Source organism: Gilliamella sp. X-23, assembly GCF_057063545.1.
Genome location: NZ_JBXSQG010000010.1, coordinates 48,778 through 63,642 on the forward strand (window position 1 = coordinate 48,778; position 14,865 = coordinate 63,642).

A 14,865-nucleotide genomic window follows, 5' to 3' on the forward strand; every position below is an offset into this window, starting at 1 on the left:
TTTTTTTTAGCGCTTTTCTAACGTTCGGTGACGTATTTGTACTTGTTTGTTTTGTGCTTTAAAAAACGATGCTAATTGTTCAACAATAAAGACCGAACGATGTTGCCCACCTGTACAACCAATGGCGATGGTTAAGTAGCTGCGGTTGTTTTTTTCTAACAATGGTAGCCATTGATTTAAGTAATTGGCTGTTTGGTAGATGAAGTGGGATACTTCGTCATGTTTTAGTAAGTACTCTTTGACAGGTGCATCGAGCCCGGTTAGTGGGCGCAAACTAATATCCCAATGTGGGTTGGGTAAAAATCTGACATCGAAGACAAAGTCAGCATCAACCGGTAAGCCATGTTTAAAGCCGAATGATTCAAATATGATGGTTAATTCGCGCTCTTTTTTACCTAAAATACGTGATCTTAAAATATCGGATAGTTCATGGACTGAAAGGTTGTCGGTGTTGATGATGAGGCTTGCGTGCGATTTTAATGGCTCTAGGTAAGCTTCTTCAAGGTCGATGGCTTCTTCAAGGGAGTATTGTTGATTGGTTAATGGGTGGATGCGCCTTGTTTCGCTATAGCGTCGAATTAGAGTGTTGCGACTGCAGTCGAAAAAGATGATTTCTGGGGTTACTGATTGTGGTAAGCGTTGGAAAATGTCGCTATTGACGTCAAAATTTTCAGGTAAGTTCCGTATGTCAATGCTAATTGCCACCGGTGTGTTGTTGCCTTTTAATGAATTGGCTAATTGCGGTAATAACGCAACGGGAATATTATCAACACAATAAAATCCCATATCTTCCAGCGCTCGTAGGGCTATTGATTTGCCCGAACCGGAGCGACCACTTACTATCAGTAGAATCACAATATTAACTCCACGCCCATTGATGCATTAATTATATACTGTTTGTTTCTTGATATACAATTTTGAATATAAATAATATTGTTAATCATTAATAATCAGTTTTAATTTTTGCAATAAGTTGCTTAAGTGCTTGGCCTCGATGTGATATTTGGCTTTTTTGTTCTTTGGTGAGCTGTGCTGCAGTGCAGCCTAATTCTGGGATGTAAAAAAGTGGATCGTAGCCAAAACCGCCTTCACCTTGTTCTTCATTTAAGATAAAGCCATTCCATTTGCCTAAACAGACGATGGGGGTTGGATCGGCTTCGTGTCTCATAAAGACAAGCGCGCAATAGAAGTAGGCTGTGCGGGCTTCTTTGGGGACGTTTTGTAATGCTGTAAGAAGTTTTTGATTATTGCTTTTGTCGTTGCCATGTTCACCCGCATAACGCGCTGAATAGATCCCCGGTTGTCCACCCAGCGCATCGACCGCTAGGCCTGAGTCATCAGCAATGGCAGGCAGTCCTGTTAATTTGGCAGTATGCCTTGCTTTTAATATGGCATTTTCAATAAATGTTAAACCTGTTTCATCGGCATCAGGTACGTTAAATTGGCTTTGTGCAATAATATCAAAACCGGCATCGGCGAGTAATTTTTGCAATTCATTCACTTTACCTTGGTTGTTTGTTGCTAATACAATTTTTTGCATTTTAATTTCCTTTATTTTAATGAGTTTTAGCCATTGGTATAAACCGGTTTTGTATTTCAAAAATCGGGCTCAGAGCTAAACGTCATACTTTCGCCTGTTTTTGGGTGATTAATCGTGAGTAATTGAGCGTGTAATAGCAGTCTTTTAGACATAGCAAATGCTTCGGGATGCGCATAAAATTTATCGCCTAAAATTGGGTGGCCAATGGCTTGCATATGAACACGCAATTGGTGAGAGCGTCCGGTAAAAGGAAATAATTCTACTCGTGTTGTATTGTCGGGATTGCGAGCAATAACTTGATATTCAGTCAGTGCATGTTTGCCATTTTCTAAATCGACCATTTGCCTTGGGCGGTTGGGCCAGTCGCAAATTAGGGGTAATTCAACACGGCCAGTGTCCTGCTCAAGGTGCCCATGAACAACGGCGATATAGGTTTTTTTGGGAATGCGTTCCCGAAACTGTTTTTTTATTTCACGATCGGCAAGTTTCGATAAGGCGGCAACCATGATGCCACTGGTTGCCATGTCTAGTCGGTGTACGGATTCGACATAGCTATATTTTTGTTGCAAACGGTGAATAATACTATCAATAAATTGAGGTTTATTCCCTGAAACCGATAAGATACCAGGTTGCTTGTTGACAACGACAATGTGATCATCTTGATATAAAATAGACAGCCAAGGTTTAATAGGTGGGTGATATTCCAAAAGCATTTGTGTGTGACAATTTGTAAAATAAAATTGTCACACATTCTAACAAAATCAACAAAAAGTGCTAGCTCTATAAATAGTGTTACTTGCTCCACATTGAGCTTTTAGGTGCTGAAAATAGCTGTGATACTAATATGGCTAAGCCGACAATAAGGTAGCAAGCAAAGATGATGATCATCCATTGTGACATTTCGATAGTTAAAAATGTCCATATTTTATCAGCGCAAGATCCGTAAGCATTAAATAAACTAGGTAACCATGAGTCTAATGGTAACCAAGCTGGAAACTGAGGACTGAGTGAGCAAGTGTCACTTAAGTTTGGTTCAAATTGTAGATGGGCATGAAATGTTGCTAAAGCAAATCCTTTATAGGCGCTAAAAAGCCAAATTAAAATGGCCACTAACCGTGCAAATATGTTTTTAGGTGCAATTAGTCCTATGATGCTAGCTAGCATGATGCCAAATATGGCACAACGTTGGTAAATACAAAGTGTACAAGGTGCCAGCCCTAGACCATGTTGAAAATAAAGTGCGGTTATTTCAAAACTAAGCGTGGAAAAGAACAATAAGAACCAAGCGAACCTGCTTTGTGAGTATTGATTAAGCAGTGACAACATACTATTTTATTCCTCCATATTCCGTTATAATCATTTTTCTTTAATTATATTGGATATTATCTATCGTGATTCTTTAATGTCGATAGTGTAATTTATTTTTGAATAATGTAAACGACTTTATTTATTGATGGCGGATTAATCATTTTTTATGGACTCAAATGCTCCACAAACCAAGTTACAAGTCTCATTTGTTACCATTTCAGAGGAAAATGCGACACAACGAATTGATAACTTTTTAATCACCTATTTAAAGGGTGTGCCAAAAAGTATGATTTATCGTATTTTAAGAAAGGGCGAAGTTCGTGTTAATAAAAAGCGAATTAAACCTGAATATAAATTAAATATTGGCGATGAAATTCGTATCCCTCCTATTCGCGTAGCTGAAAAAGCCACGCCAGAAATTTCAACCAAGCTTAATAAAGTCGCTGATTTAGAAAAGTCCATTATCTATGAAGATGATGTCTTATTAGCGATTAATAAACCATCGGGTATTGCCGTTCATGGCGGTAGTGGTTTAAGTTTTGGTGTAATTGAAGGCTTACGTGCGCTAAGACCCGAGGCTAAGTTTTTGGAGTTGGTGCATCGTATTGACCGCGAAACATCGGGTGTGTTGTTGATCGCTAAAAAACGCTCTACATTAAAAGCGTTACATGAACAGTTGCGCCTTAAACAAATGCAAAAAAATTATTTGGCGCTTGTTAAGGGGAATTGGTCTTCTGAATGTAAGGTGATTCAGGCTCCATTACTTAAAAACGTATTGAAAAGCGGCGAGCGAGTGGTGAAAGTCGATAAAGAGGGTAAGCCATCGGAAACACGGTTTAAAGTTGAAGAGCGTTTTGATTTTGCCACTTTGATTAAAGCCAGCCCTGTGACTGGACGTACCCATCAAATCCGCATCCATACGCAATATGCTAATCATCCAATTGCTTTTGATGATCGTTATGGTGATAGGCAGTTTGATGTATTGTTAGCTGGCACTAAGCTTAATCGGTTGTTTTTACATGCCGCTAGCGTCAAATTTATTCATCCTAAAACGGGACAAGAGATGCAATTAAATGCACCTATGGATGATGCTTTACAGAGCTGTTTAAACTATCTTAGAAAAGATAAATATCAGCAAACAGAATTTTTAAATAGAAAAGGTAGTTAGTACGAATGAAAGATTTAAATTTATATTTAATTAGACATGGTCAAACGCAATGGAATGTTAAAGATCAGATGCAAGGGTCAAAAGATTCTCCATTAACCGAACAAGGTATTTTAGGTGCTAAATTAACTGGGCAATATTTAAAAGATGTACCTTTTATGCAAGCTTATTCAAGTCCTCAAAAACGTGCAATGGATACACGTAATTATATTGTGAATGAAAATAATATGGCTATTCCTACTTCTGAGCTTGCGGATCTGCGTGAAATGGATTTTGGCCTTTGGGAAGGTAAGTATGTGCCCACTTTAAAACAAGATGTGCCGGAATTTAATGTCTATTTGACTGATCCGGCTAATTTTGATTCGTCTGTTAACCAAGGCGAAAGTTACCCCGATATTTTAGCGCGTATGAAGCAAGGACTAAACACTATTGTGCAAAATGCGCCTCATGATTCGGGGAACATTTTGGTTGTGTCACATGGTACGGTATTGCGTATATTGCTTTGTGTTTTAAATGGTGGCGATTGGCGTTTACATCGTGATGAGGATTATTTTCCGAGGATGCTCAATACGAGCATTAGTGTAGTTAATTATAAGCAAGATGATAATCAGTCAGCTGGAAAATTTACAGTAAAATTCTACAATAATGTGGATCATTTGTCTGAAAAATAAGCTTTTTGTTAACTTCTCGACTAGTACTATTTCGATGATTAGTCGAGAAGTTATTGTTACAATCCATTATCGCATATAAGCCGCATAACGTTTTTGTAGTTGTTGTAATTGGTTGATTCTGGCATCGATTTTGGACATCATTATTTGATTGCCTTTGGTTTGGTTTTTCGCGTTTTGTAAAATTATAATCGCTTGTTTAAAATTCCCCTTTAATGCACTGACTTCTGCTTGAGCACTCATTTCTTGAGCTCTTGAACGTAACCCACCATAAGCTGTAACGAGCAAATCCCAACCATTAGTATCGTCATTATGGTCGAAAGTGTAACGATGTAATAAACTCACCGCTTGTTGATAATTTTGGTTTTTTATGTATGCATTTGCTAGATTTAATTGCAATGCCGAGCTATCGGGTGCTTTTTTTAACGCCGCTTGTAAGCGAGTAATGGCTGCATTGTTATTATTGAGTGCTAAATCAATATCTGTCATTAAGTCGATATACCAAATATTATTAGGATCATTGTCTAGTAAGGGTTGTAATTGTTGTTTAGCTTTTTGGTTGTTACCGCTTACGTTGTCAGTTAAAGCGTTGCCATAAATAGCGGCAATGTTACTTTGTTCATTGTTTAGTTTTTTGTAATCTTGTATGAGTAGTTTACCGGCATTTTTTTTGTTATTGATTAAAATTGCTAATCGTGCTTTTGCTAAATAATAGTTTAATGAAGGTGTTACGTTTTTTTTGCTGTATTGTAATGTGCGATTGCGAATATCGGTTATTCGGCTGTTGGGGAGTGGGTGAGTGAGTAATATTTCGGGTGGTTTGCTACTAAAACGGCTTTGATCGGCTAGTTTTTGTAAAAACTCCGATGAAGCATAAGGATCAAATCCTGCTTTTGATAGCGTTTTAAGACCAACTCGATCGGCTTCTTGTTCGTTACTTTGTGTAAAGCTAATCATATTTTGCGCCGAACCTGCCATAGTACTTGTTATTGCCGCCATGCCAGCTTCGGGATTCGCTAAAGTCAGTAAGATGGAGCCTAATGTTGCTCCCCACACATAAGGGCTGTTACGGTTTTGGTTTTCCATTGCTCGGGCTAAGTGGCGTTGGGTGACGTGTCCAATTTCGTGCGCCATGACTGAAGCTAATTGGCTTTCGTTGTCGGTGTCTAATATCAATTGTGAATGAATGACGACATTCCCACCAAAGAAAGCAAAGGCGTTAAGTACATCGCTTTTCATAATGTAAAATTGAAAAGGGGTTTTTACTGATTCTGATTTAGTGACTAATTTTTTGCCTAACTCATTAATATATTGGTTTAAAACTGGGTCGTTAATAATTGGCGCACTGGCACGTAACATTCGTATGTAGTAATCGCCCATTTCCATTTCTTGGCCAATACTGAGGGTTGTGGCCGCGGCAGTACCCATGTCTGGTAGGTTGATGTTATCAGCATAAACGATAGGTGTGCTTTGTAATAATAACGAGGCAGATAGTGTAAATGCCATGACTTTTTTTAACATTATTTCAACCCATTGAGATAAGATTTATTTTGATTTATTTTAGCTGAAAAAAAATACAATATCACTTTGAATTTGTAATCAAATTTAGCTTTTTAGTGGTTGCTTAGGTGATGGTGGTTTGGAGTACGATAAAAAATGCAAAAGCACAACAGTAATTGGTTTATTGCAGTTGTGCTTTTAGGCTATTTAGTAAGTTATTTGAACGTTAAGCTAATTGAGTTCGATGTTTGATAAAGTCGATAATGTTATCTGTTTTTACCATTTGTTTGTCGCCACCAGCGCGATGTTTGTATTCAACCTCGCCGTTTTCAAGGTTACGCTCACCAATGACAATTGTGTGTGGAATACCAATTAGTTCAGCATCAGCAAACATTACTCCTGGGCGCTCTTTGCGGTCGTCAAAAAGAACTTCAATGCCAGCAGCTTGTAGATCAGCGTAAAGTTTTTCGGCCGTGGCTTGGACTTTTTCTGATTTGTGCATATTCATTGGAATAATCACGACACTAAATGGTGCAATGGCTTCAGGCCAAACAATACCACGTTCATCGTGGCATTGTTCAATTGCTGCTGCCACAATTCGGCTAACCCCAATACCGTAGCAACCCATGATCATAACGTGATTTTGCCCATCTTCGCCTTGAACTGTTGCTTTCATAGCTTGAGAGTATTTGGTTCCAAGTTGGAATATGTGACCAACTTCAATCCCTCGTTTGATTTGTAATGTGCCTTTGCCATCAGGGCTGATGTCGCCTTCAACCACGTTGCGGATATCTTCAATACGAGGCAGGGCAACGTCGCGTTCCCAATTAATATTGAAGTAGTGTTTGTGGTCAATATTTGCACCCGCACCAAAGTCGCTCATGACTGCAACATCACGGTCGATGATGATTGGCATATTTAAGTTAATTGGTCCTAATGAGCCAGGCCCTGCATTCACAATCGTACGGATTTCTTCTTCGGTTGCAAATTCTAGTGGTGAGGCAACGATATCAATTTTTTCGGCTTTGATTTCGTTTAAGGTGTGGTCTCCACGGACTAATAGCGCAACAAGTTGGTGACCGCTTTCTTTTGTGGCTTTCACCATTAGGGTTTTCACGGTTTTTTCAATTGGTAAATTGAATTGTTCGACTAATTCTTCAATCGTTTTGGCGTTTGGTGTATCAACCAGTTCCATTGCTTTAGTCGGCGCTAAGCGTTTTTGTGTTGGCGCTTGTGCTTGTGCCATTTCGATATTAGCGGCATAGTCCGATTCTGTTGAAAACACGATGTCGTCTTCACCACTGTCGGCCAATACTTGGAATTCATGTGACCAGTTACCACCAATCGATCCTGTGTCAGCTCGCACTGCTCTAAAGTTTAAACCTGCGCGTGTAAATACAGCGCTATAGGCTTTGTACATATCATCATAAGTTTCTTGCAATGATTCTTGTGTGGTATGGAAAGAGTATGCATCTTTCATAATAAATTCACGCGAACGCATCACACCAAAACGTGGGCGTACTTCATCACGAAATTTAGTTTGAATTTGATAGACATTAAGTGGTAATTGTTTGTATGAACTTACTTCATTACGTAGTAAGTCAGTAATGACTTCTTCGTGAGTTGGTCCTAATACAAAATCACGATCACCACGATCTTTAATCCGTAATAGTTCTGGGCCATATTGTTCCCAACGACCACTTTCTTGCCAAATATCAGCAGGCTGCACGACCGGCATTAATACTTCTATTGCTCCTGCTTTGTTCATCTCTTCACGAACAATATTTTCTACTTTTTTAAGGACTCGGTAACCAGTGGGAAGCCAAGTATATAAACCCGCAGCCACTTTACGGATCATGCCTGCACGTAACATTAATTGATGGCTAATGACTTCTGCATCAGCGGGGGTTTCTTTTAACGTTGAAAGAAGATATTTACTGGTTCGCATAAATTTATCCCGAAAATAATTTATTTATAAATATAATAAAAATGTGAGCTAGTTTAGCAGTACCCAACGCAACACTAAAGCAATTTTATTGATAATTATTGTGAATCATAAAGATTAATTGTAAATTATCAGCATGAGTAATAGGAAAAATCGATATGAATAAATTAAATTTATCACGCTTGGTGGCAGCCTTTTTTGTGGTTTTGGTATTATACCAATCAGTTAAATTTATTATTTATTATTTAACTGATTTTAGTTATGAAGAAATGATGGAGCTTATGTGGGTGAATGAGAATACATGTTGAATCCGTATAACAGTAACGGTATTTATATCAAAGATGGGAATGGCTATATTATTGGTAGTGATCTGATGAAAAAAGTTTATTTGAAAAGAAAACCTGATTATATTCCTTTAGAACGATTTACTGGTGGGGAACTGTACGTTAAGGATTTTGAATCAGGCATTACCTGTGCCTTTTATTCATACAAGTAATTTAGTAATAAGTAATAAGAAAATAATGAAACTCAAAAAATTAAAAATATCGCATATTATTTATGTGCTATTAGTCTTTGCTATACTCTATTATCCTGTGAAAATAACCAAATATTATTTAATGGATTTAAGTTATGATGAAATTTTGGATTTTGGCTGGCGAGGAGATGGGTGCGAAACTAAAGATGGTCATAGGATTGATTCTATCGATTGTCCTTGTGGTACAGGATTGATGGAATCGGATGATCCTTATAATAAAATTAGTGATGAAGGGTATTTTTATTACAATGATGAGCTTTTGGGAAAAGTGACCCTAAAAAGAAAGCCAAGTTATTTTTCTGGTGATGAAATTTTAACAGGTGGCGAGTTAGAAATTGAGCATTTAGAAACAGGAATAATTTGTTATTATGATTCAATTCTTGATTGAAATACAATCTTTAATAATTAAGCCTTTAAAATTAGTTATTTTATAATTTTGGGATTTTTAACATTATTTTTTTCACTATAAAATGTTAAATTTCAATAGGTATAATCGCTATATTGTTTATGTCTTTTTTACTAAAAAATACCGTTTATTTGAAATTTCTCTTACTCGTTTTTTGCCAAAATTATTTAAATATTCATTCTAAGCTTAATTATGTTATGGTGAACCGCATAATATTTTCCTATTATGAATAGATTTTTATTTACTTTAAAAATAAAAGATAATAATTTCAAGGAGTAAAATGAGCTCAGTATTTGAAATATTTAAAATTGGTATTGGTCCTTCAAGTTCGCATACAGTTGGACCAATGAGAGCTGGGAAGGCGTTTGTTGATCAACTAATTAGCAATGATATGATGTCATCGGTTACTAAAATTGTTGCTGATGTTTATGGTTCTTTGTCGTTAACAGGTAAAGGGCACCAAACTGATATTGCTATCATTATGGGGTTAGCTGGTGAAAAACCTGATACTGTTGATATTGATAATATTCCTGTTTTTATCGAAAAATTAAGCCAAACTCACCGTTTACCGATTTATCATAATCGTTACGAAATCGACTTTCCTTTGGATAGTTGTATGGTGTTTCATTCCAAATTTTTGCCATTACATGAAAACGGCATGACGTTGAGTGCCTATAATGGTGATAAATTACTATTTCAAAAAACGTATTATTCTGTTGGTGGTGGTCAAATTGTTGAAGAGGAAAAATTTGGTCAACAAGAGCAAGATTCAATAAAACTTCCTTATCAATTTTCTTCAGCGGAACAGTTACTAAAACATTGTGAAGATAATTCATTGTCAATTTCCAGTATTATGATGAAAAATGAGCTGCAATTACACACTTATGAAGAAATTGAACATTATTTTTCGCGAGTTGGAAAAACTATTTTGAAATGTATCAAGCGTGGAATGAATACTGAAGGATTATTACCTGGACCACTAAAAGTCCCTCGTCGTGCGTTTTCGTTATATCGTCAATTATCTACGACCAAAGATAAAATTATTAGTGATCCCATGGTGGTTATTGATTGGGTAAATATGTTTGCGCTTGCTGTTAGTGAAGAAAATGCTGCTGGTGGTCGAGTGGTGACGGCGCCAACAAATGGGGCGTGTGGTATTATCCCAGCTGTGCTGGCTTATTATGATAAATTTATTAACGAAGTGACACCAGATATTTATATTCGATTTTTTCTAACTTGTGGTGCGATAGGGCAACTTTATCAAATCAATGCGTCTATTTCTGGTGCTGAAGTTGGATGTCAAGGAGAAGTGGGTGTTGCTTGTTCTATGGCTGCGGCAGGGCTTGCTGAGCTTTTAGGGGGTAATCCTGAGCAAGTTTGCATGGCTGCAGAAATCGCGATGGAACATAACTTAGGATTGACTTGCGATCCGGTTGCCGGTCAAGTGCAAGTACCTTGTATTGAGCGTAATGCCATTGCTGCGGTAAAATCAATTAATGCAACGAGAATGGCTTTAAGACGAATTACTGCGGCAAAAGTATCGTTAGATAAGGTGATTAAAACCATGTATGAAACAGGAAAAGATATGAATGCAAAATATCGAGAAACATCACGGGGTGGGCTAGCAATTACGGTTCACTGTAATTAATTGGGCGTCATGAGATAAATTTTTCAATTTTATTCTGCGACATAACATAGCTATTATGTCATGATATATCCTTTTGTATGATATGCCCTGTGATGAGCATATCTTATGTTGTTATTAATATATCGTGACTAGATTAATGGTTGCTCTTCTCGATCTTTTATTTGTTTTTTTTCTAGACTTTCTAAAATCTTGTTGTGAATACCATTAAAGCCACCATTACTCATAATTAAAATTACGTCTGTTGGTCGAGCTGATTTGGTGATCATTTCAACTAGTAAATCAATGTCGCCAGTCCAGTAAGCTGGTTGAATACAAGCATCCACTACATCAGCAACTAGCCAAGGGAGATGTTCCGGTTGGAAGATGAAAATTTCGTCTGCACGTCCAAGCGATGGGGCTAGCTCATCTTTAGATATGCCTAATTTCATTGTATTTGAACGGGGTTCAAGAACTGCTAAAATGCGACGGTTAGCACCGATTTTGCTACGTAAAGCTTCTAATGTTGCTAAAATGGCTGTTGGGTGGTGTGCAAAGTCGTCATAGATTTCGATGTTATTAACTTCACCGTAGAGTTCTAAGCGTCTTTTTGCATTCACAAACGAACCTAATGCTAAGCAGGCGTCAGCAGGTTCAATACCCACATTATGAGCAGCTGCGATTGCCATTAATGCATTATGCATATTATGTTCGCCCACTAATGAATATTTGACTTCACCTACTTTTTTATTGTTATAGAAAACAGCGAAATGGCTTGCATCATTGCTGATGCGTTGTGCCAACCAACCTGTTTCTGATTCAGTAAATACTTGTTCGCTCCAATAGCCTTTAGCCAATACTTGTTTTAAATTTACATCTTCTTGTGGTGAGATGATTAGTCCTTTGCTTGGTACTAAACGAACTAGATGGTGGAATTGTTTTTGAATTGAACTTAGATCATCAAAAATATCTGCATGATCAAATTCTAAATTGTTCATGATCAGTGTTTTAGGACAGTAATGCATAAATTTTGAACGTTTGTCAAAGAATGAACAGTCATATTCGTCCGCTTCAATGACAAAAAAATTACCTTCGCCTAATCTTGCTGAAACATCAAAATTGCCAGGTACACCACCAATCACAAAACCTTGCTTATAACCTTGTTTTTCTAAAATCCAATTGATCATCCCTGCGGTTGTGGTTTTTCCATGTGTGCCAGCTACAGCAATGACCCAACGATCGCGTAATACATTATCATGTAACCACTGAGGTGCTGAAATATAAGGAATATTATTATCCAAAATATATTCAACGCAAGGATTACCTCGTGATAGGGCATTACCGATGATGACTAAATCTGGTGTAGATGTTAGTTGTGATGGCTCATATCCTTCAATGATATCAATATGCTCTTTTTGTAAAAGTGTGCTCATTGGTGGGTAAACATTTTTATCTGAGCCTGTTACTTTGTGACCTAGAGAACGAGCTATTAATGCAATCCCTGCCATAAATGTGCCACAAATTCCAAGAATATGAATATGCATTTTTTATCCTTAATGTTGTATAAATTTTATATTAATGATGTTGGGTACCATTGTCTATTTGGTCAGCAATTTAGATGTAAATTCGGCGCAATTTTGTAATTATAATCGATTCTAGTAGCTTATGCGATAGGCCATAGATGTTTAATGATTAAATTTGGTGCTTGGTTACCACGAAATTCATCGACATCTAGATGATAAACTACTTTTACATTTTTTATTGATTGATCTGGCCATTGCTGTCTATTTACATTAAAAAATATCCCATCAATAAGTGGACCCCCATTTTGGGGTTCCAACACTAATTTAAGGTGTTTGTCGGCCAATAATCGCTGTTGATGAATAATAAATTCACCATCAAAAATGGGGGTACAAAATCCTTCGCCCCATGGGCCCGATTCTTTTACCTGTTTGGCAATTGCGTAAGTAAAATCTTGGCTATCTATTTCACCATCGGTTTCAATAATCTGTTTTAGTAAATCAGGTTTTAATCGTGTGTTTAAGAGTGCTTCAATGCTGATTTTAAAACGTTCTAAATCTTCTTCGCGAATAGTTAATCCAACCGCCATTGCGTGGCCACCAAAGCTGGCTATTAAATTAGGGTGTTGCTGATTTAACTCATCAATAAGATCTCGCAGGTGTAGCCCTTTAATTGAGCGACCAGAGCCTTTTAAAAAACCATCTTGAGTTGAGGCAAATGATATAACTGGTCGATAATATTTATCTTTTAAACGTGACGATAAAATGCCAATAATACCTTGGTGCCACTCAGGGTGATAAAACACAAGTAAGTTAGGAATGGAGGTGTTTTGTTTTTCGACTTCTTCAATAAAAGATAAAGCTTCTTTATGCATTGTTTGTTCAATGAGCTTTCGATCGTTATTGAGATTATCAAGATCAGTGGCTTTATTGATAGCTGAATCATAATTATCACAAAGTAATAATTGAACGCCTAATGCCATATTGTCCATTCTGCCTGCTGCGTTTAACCTTGGTGCTATGTAAAAAGCTAAATCTGTTGAGGTTAAAGAAGCTTGATCTTTTTTAGCGATTTGTAATAAGGCTTTAATGCCTTCACTACAATAACCTGATCGAATTCTGTTTATACCTTGATGAACTAAAATCCGATTATTGTGATCAAGTTTAACCACATCAGCAATAGTACCTAAAGCAACTAAATCCAATAAATTTGTCACATTATATTCGGTCAAATTTTTGTCAGCAAACCAATTTTCTTGTCGTAATTTTGCGCGTAAAGCTAGCATAAAATAAAAAGCTACACCCACTCCAGCTAAATGCTTGGATGGAAAACTGCAATTAGGTAAATTAGGATTGATTATTGCATCGGCATTAGGTAATCGGTCGGGGCATAAATGGTGGTCGGTAATAATAACCGATAAATTTGATTGTTTGGCAAAATCAACAGCCTCAGTGGCAGAAATGCCATTGTCAACGGTAATAATGAGCTGGGCTTTTTGTAGAATAGCTTTTTTTACAACCGATATACTTAATCCATACCCATCGTCAAAGCGATCTGGAATGATGTAATCAACAAATTGACAGCCCATATTTTTAAGTGCTCTAACTGTTAAGGCTGTGCTTGTAGCGCCGTCGGTATCAAAATCGCCAACAATCATGATGTGTTCATTATTCTTCATTGCTGAATAAAGAATTTCAACGGCTTTTTCAATACCTTCTAATTTATTGTAATTGCAAAGATTGCGCGTGCTGTAGTCAAGCTCTTGCATGCTAGTAATGCCACGTAAAGCATAAATTCGCTGCAATAATAGCGGAATATCATTAGTAAATTCTGGATATACTTCAACTAATTTACGATGTATTAATTTATTTTTTTTCATATTTTATATGCTAGCGTGTTGGCGCTAGCATGTATTATGTTTTAATTTTTAACAGAAATAATTTGTTAATTGTTATTTAGTTACTTTTTTATCTAAAGTTTCAATTAATTTATCTGCTGGAACATAACCAGAAACCAATTGTCCATCGGGTAAAATAATCGCTGGTGTACCATTAATTCCGATTTTTCTACCGATATTGAATTGCTGTGTTACGTAAGGCACCATACTGTTAGCTTTAGGAATGGTGTTGCCTTTATAAGCATTCTCAAATGCTGCTTTACGGTTAGTTACACTCCAAATGGATTGCATGTTTTTACCAACATCACTGTCAGCGCCTGCGCGAGGGAAAGCAAAATAGTGTACAGAAATACCCGCGTCTAAATATTTATTGATATTTTCATGTAGTAGTTGACAGTAATGGCAAGTGTAATCAGTAAAAACTGAAATGATGTATTTTTCATTATTAGCTTTATAAACGATAGCATCGTTTTCAATTGATTTTATTAAGCTAAGATTGTAGCTATTGGCGATATTTTCAGGTTGATCGCCTTGAACGTCATAAATAGGACCTTGACTTAGGTATTTTCCATCATCAGTAACATAAAAAATACCATCAGGTGTTTTGACACTTTTTAAACCGTTTATGGGGCTAGTTGTAATTTTGATATTTTGTTCATTGTAGCCTAATTTACCCATCGAATTAATAATATCGGCATTACTTGCTAGCGCTGTAGTTGATATTAATACCAAACCTAAAACTAATTTTTTCATTTA

The 14,865-nt window shown here is 36.8% G+C and carries 15 protein-coding genes; 6 read left to right on the forward strand and 9 right to left on the reverse strand.

Translation table 11 applies throughout. The features are described 5' to 3' along the window. Positions 1-6 precede the first annotated feature (6 nt). The 4 genes from rapZ to dsbB all read right to left on the reverse strand — a co-directional run bounded on the left by rapZ (position 7) and on the right by dsbB (position 2,866). Positions 7-855, reverse strand: a complete 849-nt coding sequence (rapZ, locus tag ACYH9I_RS07875; RefSeq protein ID WP_483560164.1) for an RNase adapter RapZ — start codon at positions 853-855, stop codon at positions 7-9. A gap of 88 nt (positions 856-943) precedes the next feature. Then, a complete protein-coding gene (locus ACYH9I_RS07880; RefSeq protein ID WP_160402750.1) occupies positions 944-1,540 on the reverse strand; it encodes an XTP/dITP diphosphatase in 597 nt (198 codons plus the stop codon). A gap of 56 nt (positions 1,541-1,596) precedes the next feature. Next, positions 1,597-2,253, reverse strand: a complete 657-nt coding sequence (gene rluA / locus ACYH9I_RS07885; protein WP_483560166.1) for a bifunctional tRNA pseudouridine(32) synthase/23S rRNA pseudouridine(746) synthase RluA — start codon at positions 2,251-2,253, stop codon at positions 1,597-1,599. Positions 2,254-2,332: 79 nt separating this feature from the next. Continuing rightward, complete coding sequence (gene dsbB, locus ACYH9I_RS07890; RefSeq protein ID WP_483560168.1) at positions 2,333-2,866, reverse strand: disulfide bond formation protein DsbB; 534 nt, start codon at positions 2,864-2,866, stop codon at positions 2,333-2,335. A 148-nt stretch (positions 2,867-3,014) separates the two neighbouring features. Here dsbB and rluC point away from each other — a divergent pair, with 148 nt between their 5' ends. Together rluC and ACYH9I_RS07900 are read left to right on the forward strand one after the other, a co-directional pair. Further along, positions 3,015-4,016 (forward strand): 23S rRNA pseudouridine(955/2504/2580) synthase RluC, encoded by a 1,002-nt coding sequence (gene rluC / locus ACYH9I_RS07895; RefSeq protein WP_483560170.1) that lies wholly within the window; start codon positions 3,015-3,017, stop codon positions 4,014-4,016. Positions 4,017-4,021: 5 nt separating this feature from the next. After that, a complete protein-coding gene (locus ACYH9I_RS07900; RefSeq protein WP_483560171.1) occupies positions 4,022-4,684 on the forward strand; it encodes a histidine phosphatase family protein in 663 nt (220 codons plus the stop codon). Positions 4,685-4,750: 66 nt separating this feature from the next. Here ACYH9I_RS07900 and bepA read toward each other — a convergent pair whose 3' ends face one another. Then, complete coding sequence (gene bepA, locus ACYH9I_RS07905; protein WP_483560173.1) at positions 4,751-6,202, reverse strand: beta-barrel assembly-enhancing protease; 1,452 nt, start codon at positions 6,200-6,202, stop codon at positions 4,751-4,753. A 205-nt stretch (positions 6,203-6,407) separates the two neighbouring features. Then, entirely contained in the window at positions 6,408-8,129 is a 1,722-nt protein-coding gene (proS, locus tag ACYH9I_RS07910; protein ID WP_483560174.1) for a proline--tRNA ligase, read from the reverse strand. A gap of 155 nt (positions 8,130-8,284) precedes the next feature. Here proS and ACYH9I_RS07915 point away from each other — a divergent pair, with 155 nt between their 5' ends. The 4 genes from ACYH9I_RS07915 (at position 8,285) to ACYH9I_RS07930 (ending at position 10,715) form a co-directional block, all read left to right on the forward strand. Beyond that, positions 8,285-8,434: a hypothetical protein gene (locus tag ACYH9I_RS07915; RefSeq protein WP_160402761.1), complete on the forward strand. Its 150-nt coding sequence runs from the start codon at positions 8,285-8,287 to the stop codon at positions 8,432-8,434. After that, positions 8,428-8,622: a hypothetical protein gene (locus ACYH9I_RS07920; RefSeq protein ID WP_160402763.1), complete on the forward strand. Its 195-nt coding sequence runs from the start codon at positions 8,428-8,430 to the stop codon at positions 8,620-8,622. The genes ACYH9I_RS07915 and ACYH9I_RS07920 overlap by 7 nt, the downstream gene beginning before the upstream one ends. Next, positions 8,582-9,049, forward strand: a complete 468-nt coding sequence (locus ACYH9I_RS07925) for a hypothetical protein (RefSeq protein WP_483560176.1) — start codon at positions 8,582-8,584, stop codon at positions 9,047-9,049. Before ACYH9I_RS07920 ends, ACYH9I_RS07925 begins: the two co-directional genes overlap by 41 nt. A 298-nt stretch (positions 9,050-9,347) precedes the next feature. Beyond that, positions 9,348-10,715: an L-serine ammonia-lyase gene (locus ACYH9I_RS07930; protein WP_483560178.1), complete on the forward strand. Its 1,368-nt coding sequence runs from the start codon at positions 9,348-9,350 to the stop codon at positions 10,713-10,715. 128 nt (positions 10,716-10,843) lie between these two features. Here the strand turns inward: ACYH9I_RS07930 and mpl are convergent, their stop codons facing one another. The 3 genes from mpl to dsbC form a co-directional block, all read right to left on the reverse strand. Beyond that, positions 10,844-12,235, reverse strand: coding sequence for a UDP-N-acetylmuramate:L-alanyl-gamma-D-glutamyl-meso-diaminopimelate ligase (gene mpl / locus ACYH9I_RS07935; protein ID WP_483560179.1), 1,392 nt, complete (start codon positions 12,233-12,235; stop codon positions 10,844-10,846). A gap of 119 nt (positions 12,236-12,354) precedes the next feature. Beyond that, positions 12,355-14,091, reverse strand: coding sequence for a single-stranded-DNA-specific exonuclease RecJ (gene recJ, locus ACYH9I_RS07940; RefSeq protein ID WP_483560181.1), 1,737 nt, complete (start codon positions 14,089-14,091; stop codon positions 12,355-12,357). 72 nt (positions 14,092-14,163) lie between these two features. Next, on the reverse strand, positions 14,164-14,862 hold the full coding sequence (dsbC, locus tag ACYH9I_RS07945; RefSeq protein WP_483560183.1) for a bifunctional protein-disulfide isomerase/oxidoreductase DsbC: 699 nt from the start codon (positions 14,860-14,862) through the stop codon (positions 14,164-14,166). Positions 14,863-14,865 lie beyond the last annotated feature (3 nt).

Coding starts and splice junctions, on each gene's coding strand:
- ACYH9I_RS07920 (WP_160402763.1), top strand. CDS start 8,428: ATGTTGAATCCGTATAACAGTAACGGTATTTATATCAAAGATGGGAAT.
- bepA (WP_483560173.1), bottom strand. CDS start 6,202: ATGTTAAAAAAAGTCATGGCATTTACACTATCTGCCTCGTTATTATTA.
- proS (WP_483560174.1), bottom strand. CDS start 8,129: ATGCGAACCAGTAAATATCTTCTTTCAACGTTAAAAGAAACCCCCGCT.
- ACYH9I_RS07900 (WP_483560171.1), top strand. CDS start 4,022: ATGAAAGATTTAAATTTATATTTAATTAGACATGGTCAAACGCAATGG.
- rluA (WP_483560166.1), bottom strand. CDS start 2,253: ATGCTTTTGGAATATCACCCACCTATTAAACCTTGGCTGTCTATTTTA.
- mpl (WP_483560179.1), bottom strand. CDS start 12,235: ATGCATATTCATATTCTTGGAATTTGTGGCACATTTATGGCAGGGATT.
- recJ (WP_483560181.1), bottom strand. CDS start 14,091: ATGAAAAAAAATAAATTAATACATCGTAAATTAGTTGAAGTATATCCA.
- ACYH9I_RS07930 (WP_483560178.1), top strand. CDS start 9,348: ATGAGCTCAGTATTTGAAATATTTAAAATTGGTATTGGTCCTTCAAGT.
- dsbB (WP_483560168.1), bottom strand. CDS start 2,866: ATGTTGTCACTGCTTAATCAATACTCACAAAGCAGGTTCGCTTGGTTC.
- rluC (WP_483560170.1), top strand. CDS start 3,015: ATGGACTCAAATGCTCCACAAACCAAGTTACAAGTCTCATTTGTTACC.
- dsbC (WP_483560183.1), bottom strand. CDS start 14,862: ATGAAAAAATTAGTTTTAGGTTTGGTATTAATATCAACTACAGCGCTA.
- ACYH9I_RS07915 (WP_160402761.1), top strand. CDS start 8,285: ATGAATAAATTAAATTTATCACGCTTGGTGGCAGCCTTTTTTGTGGTT.
- ACYH9I_RS07880 (WP_160402750.1), bottom strand. CDS start 1,540: ATGCAAAAAATTGTATTAGCAACAAACAACCAAGGTAAAGTGAATGAA.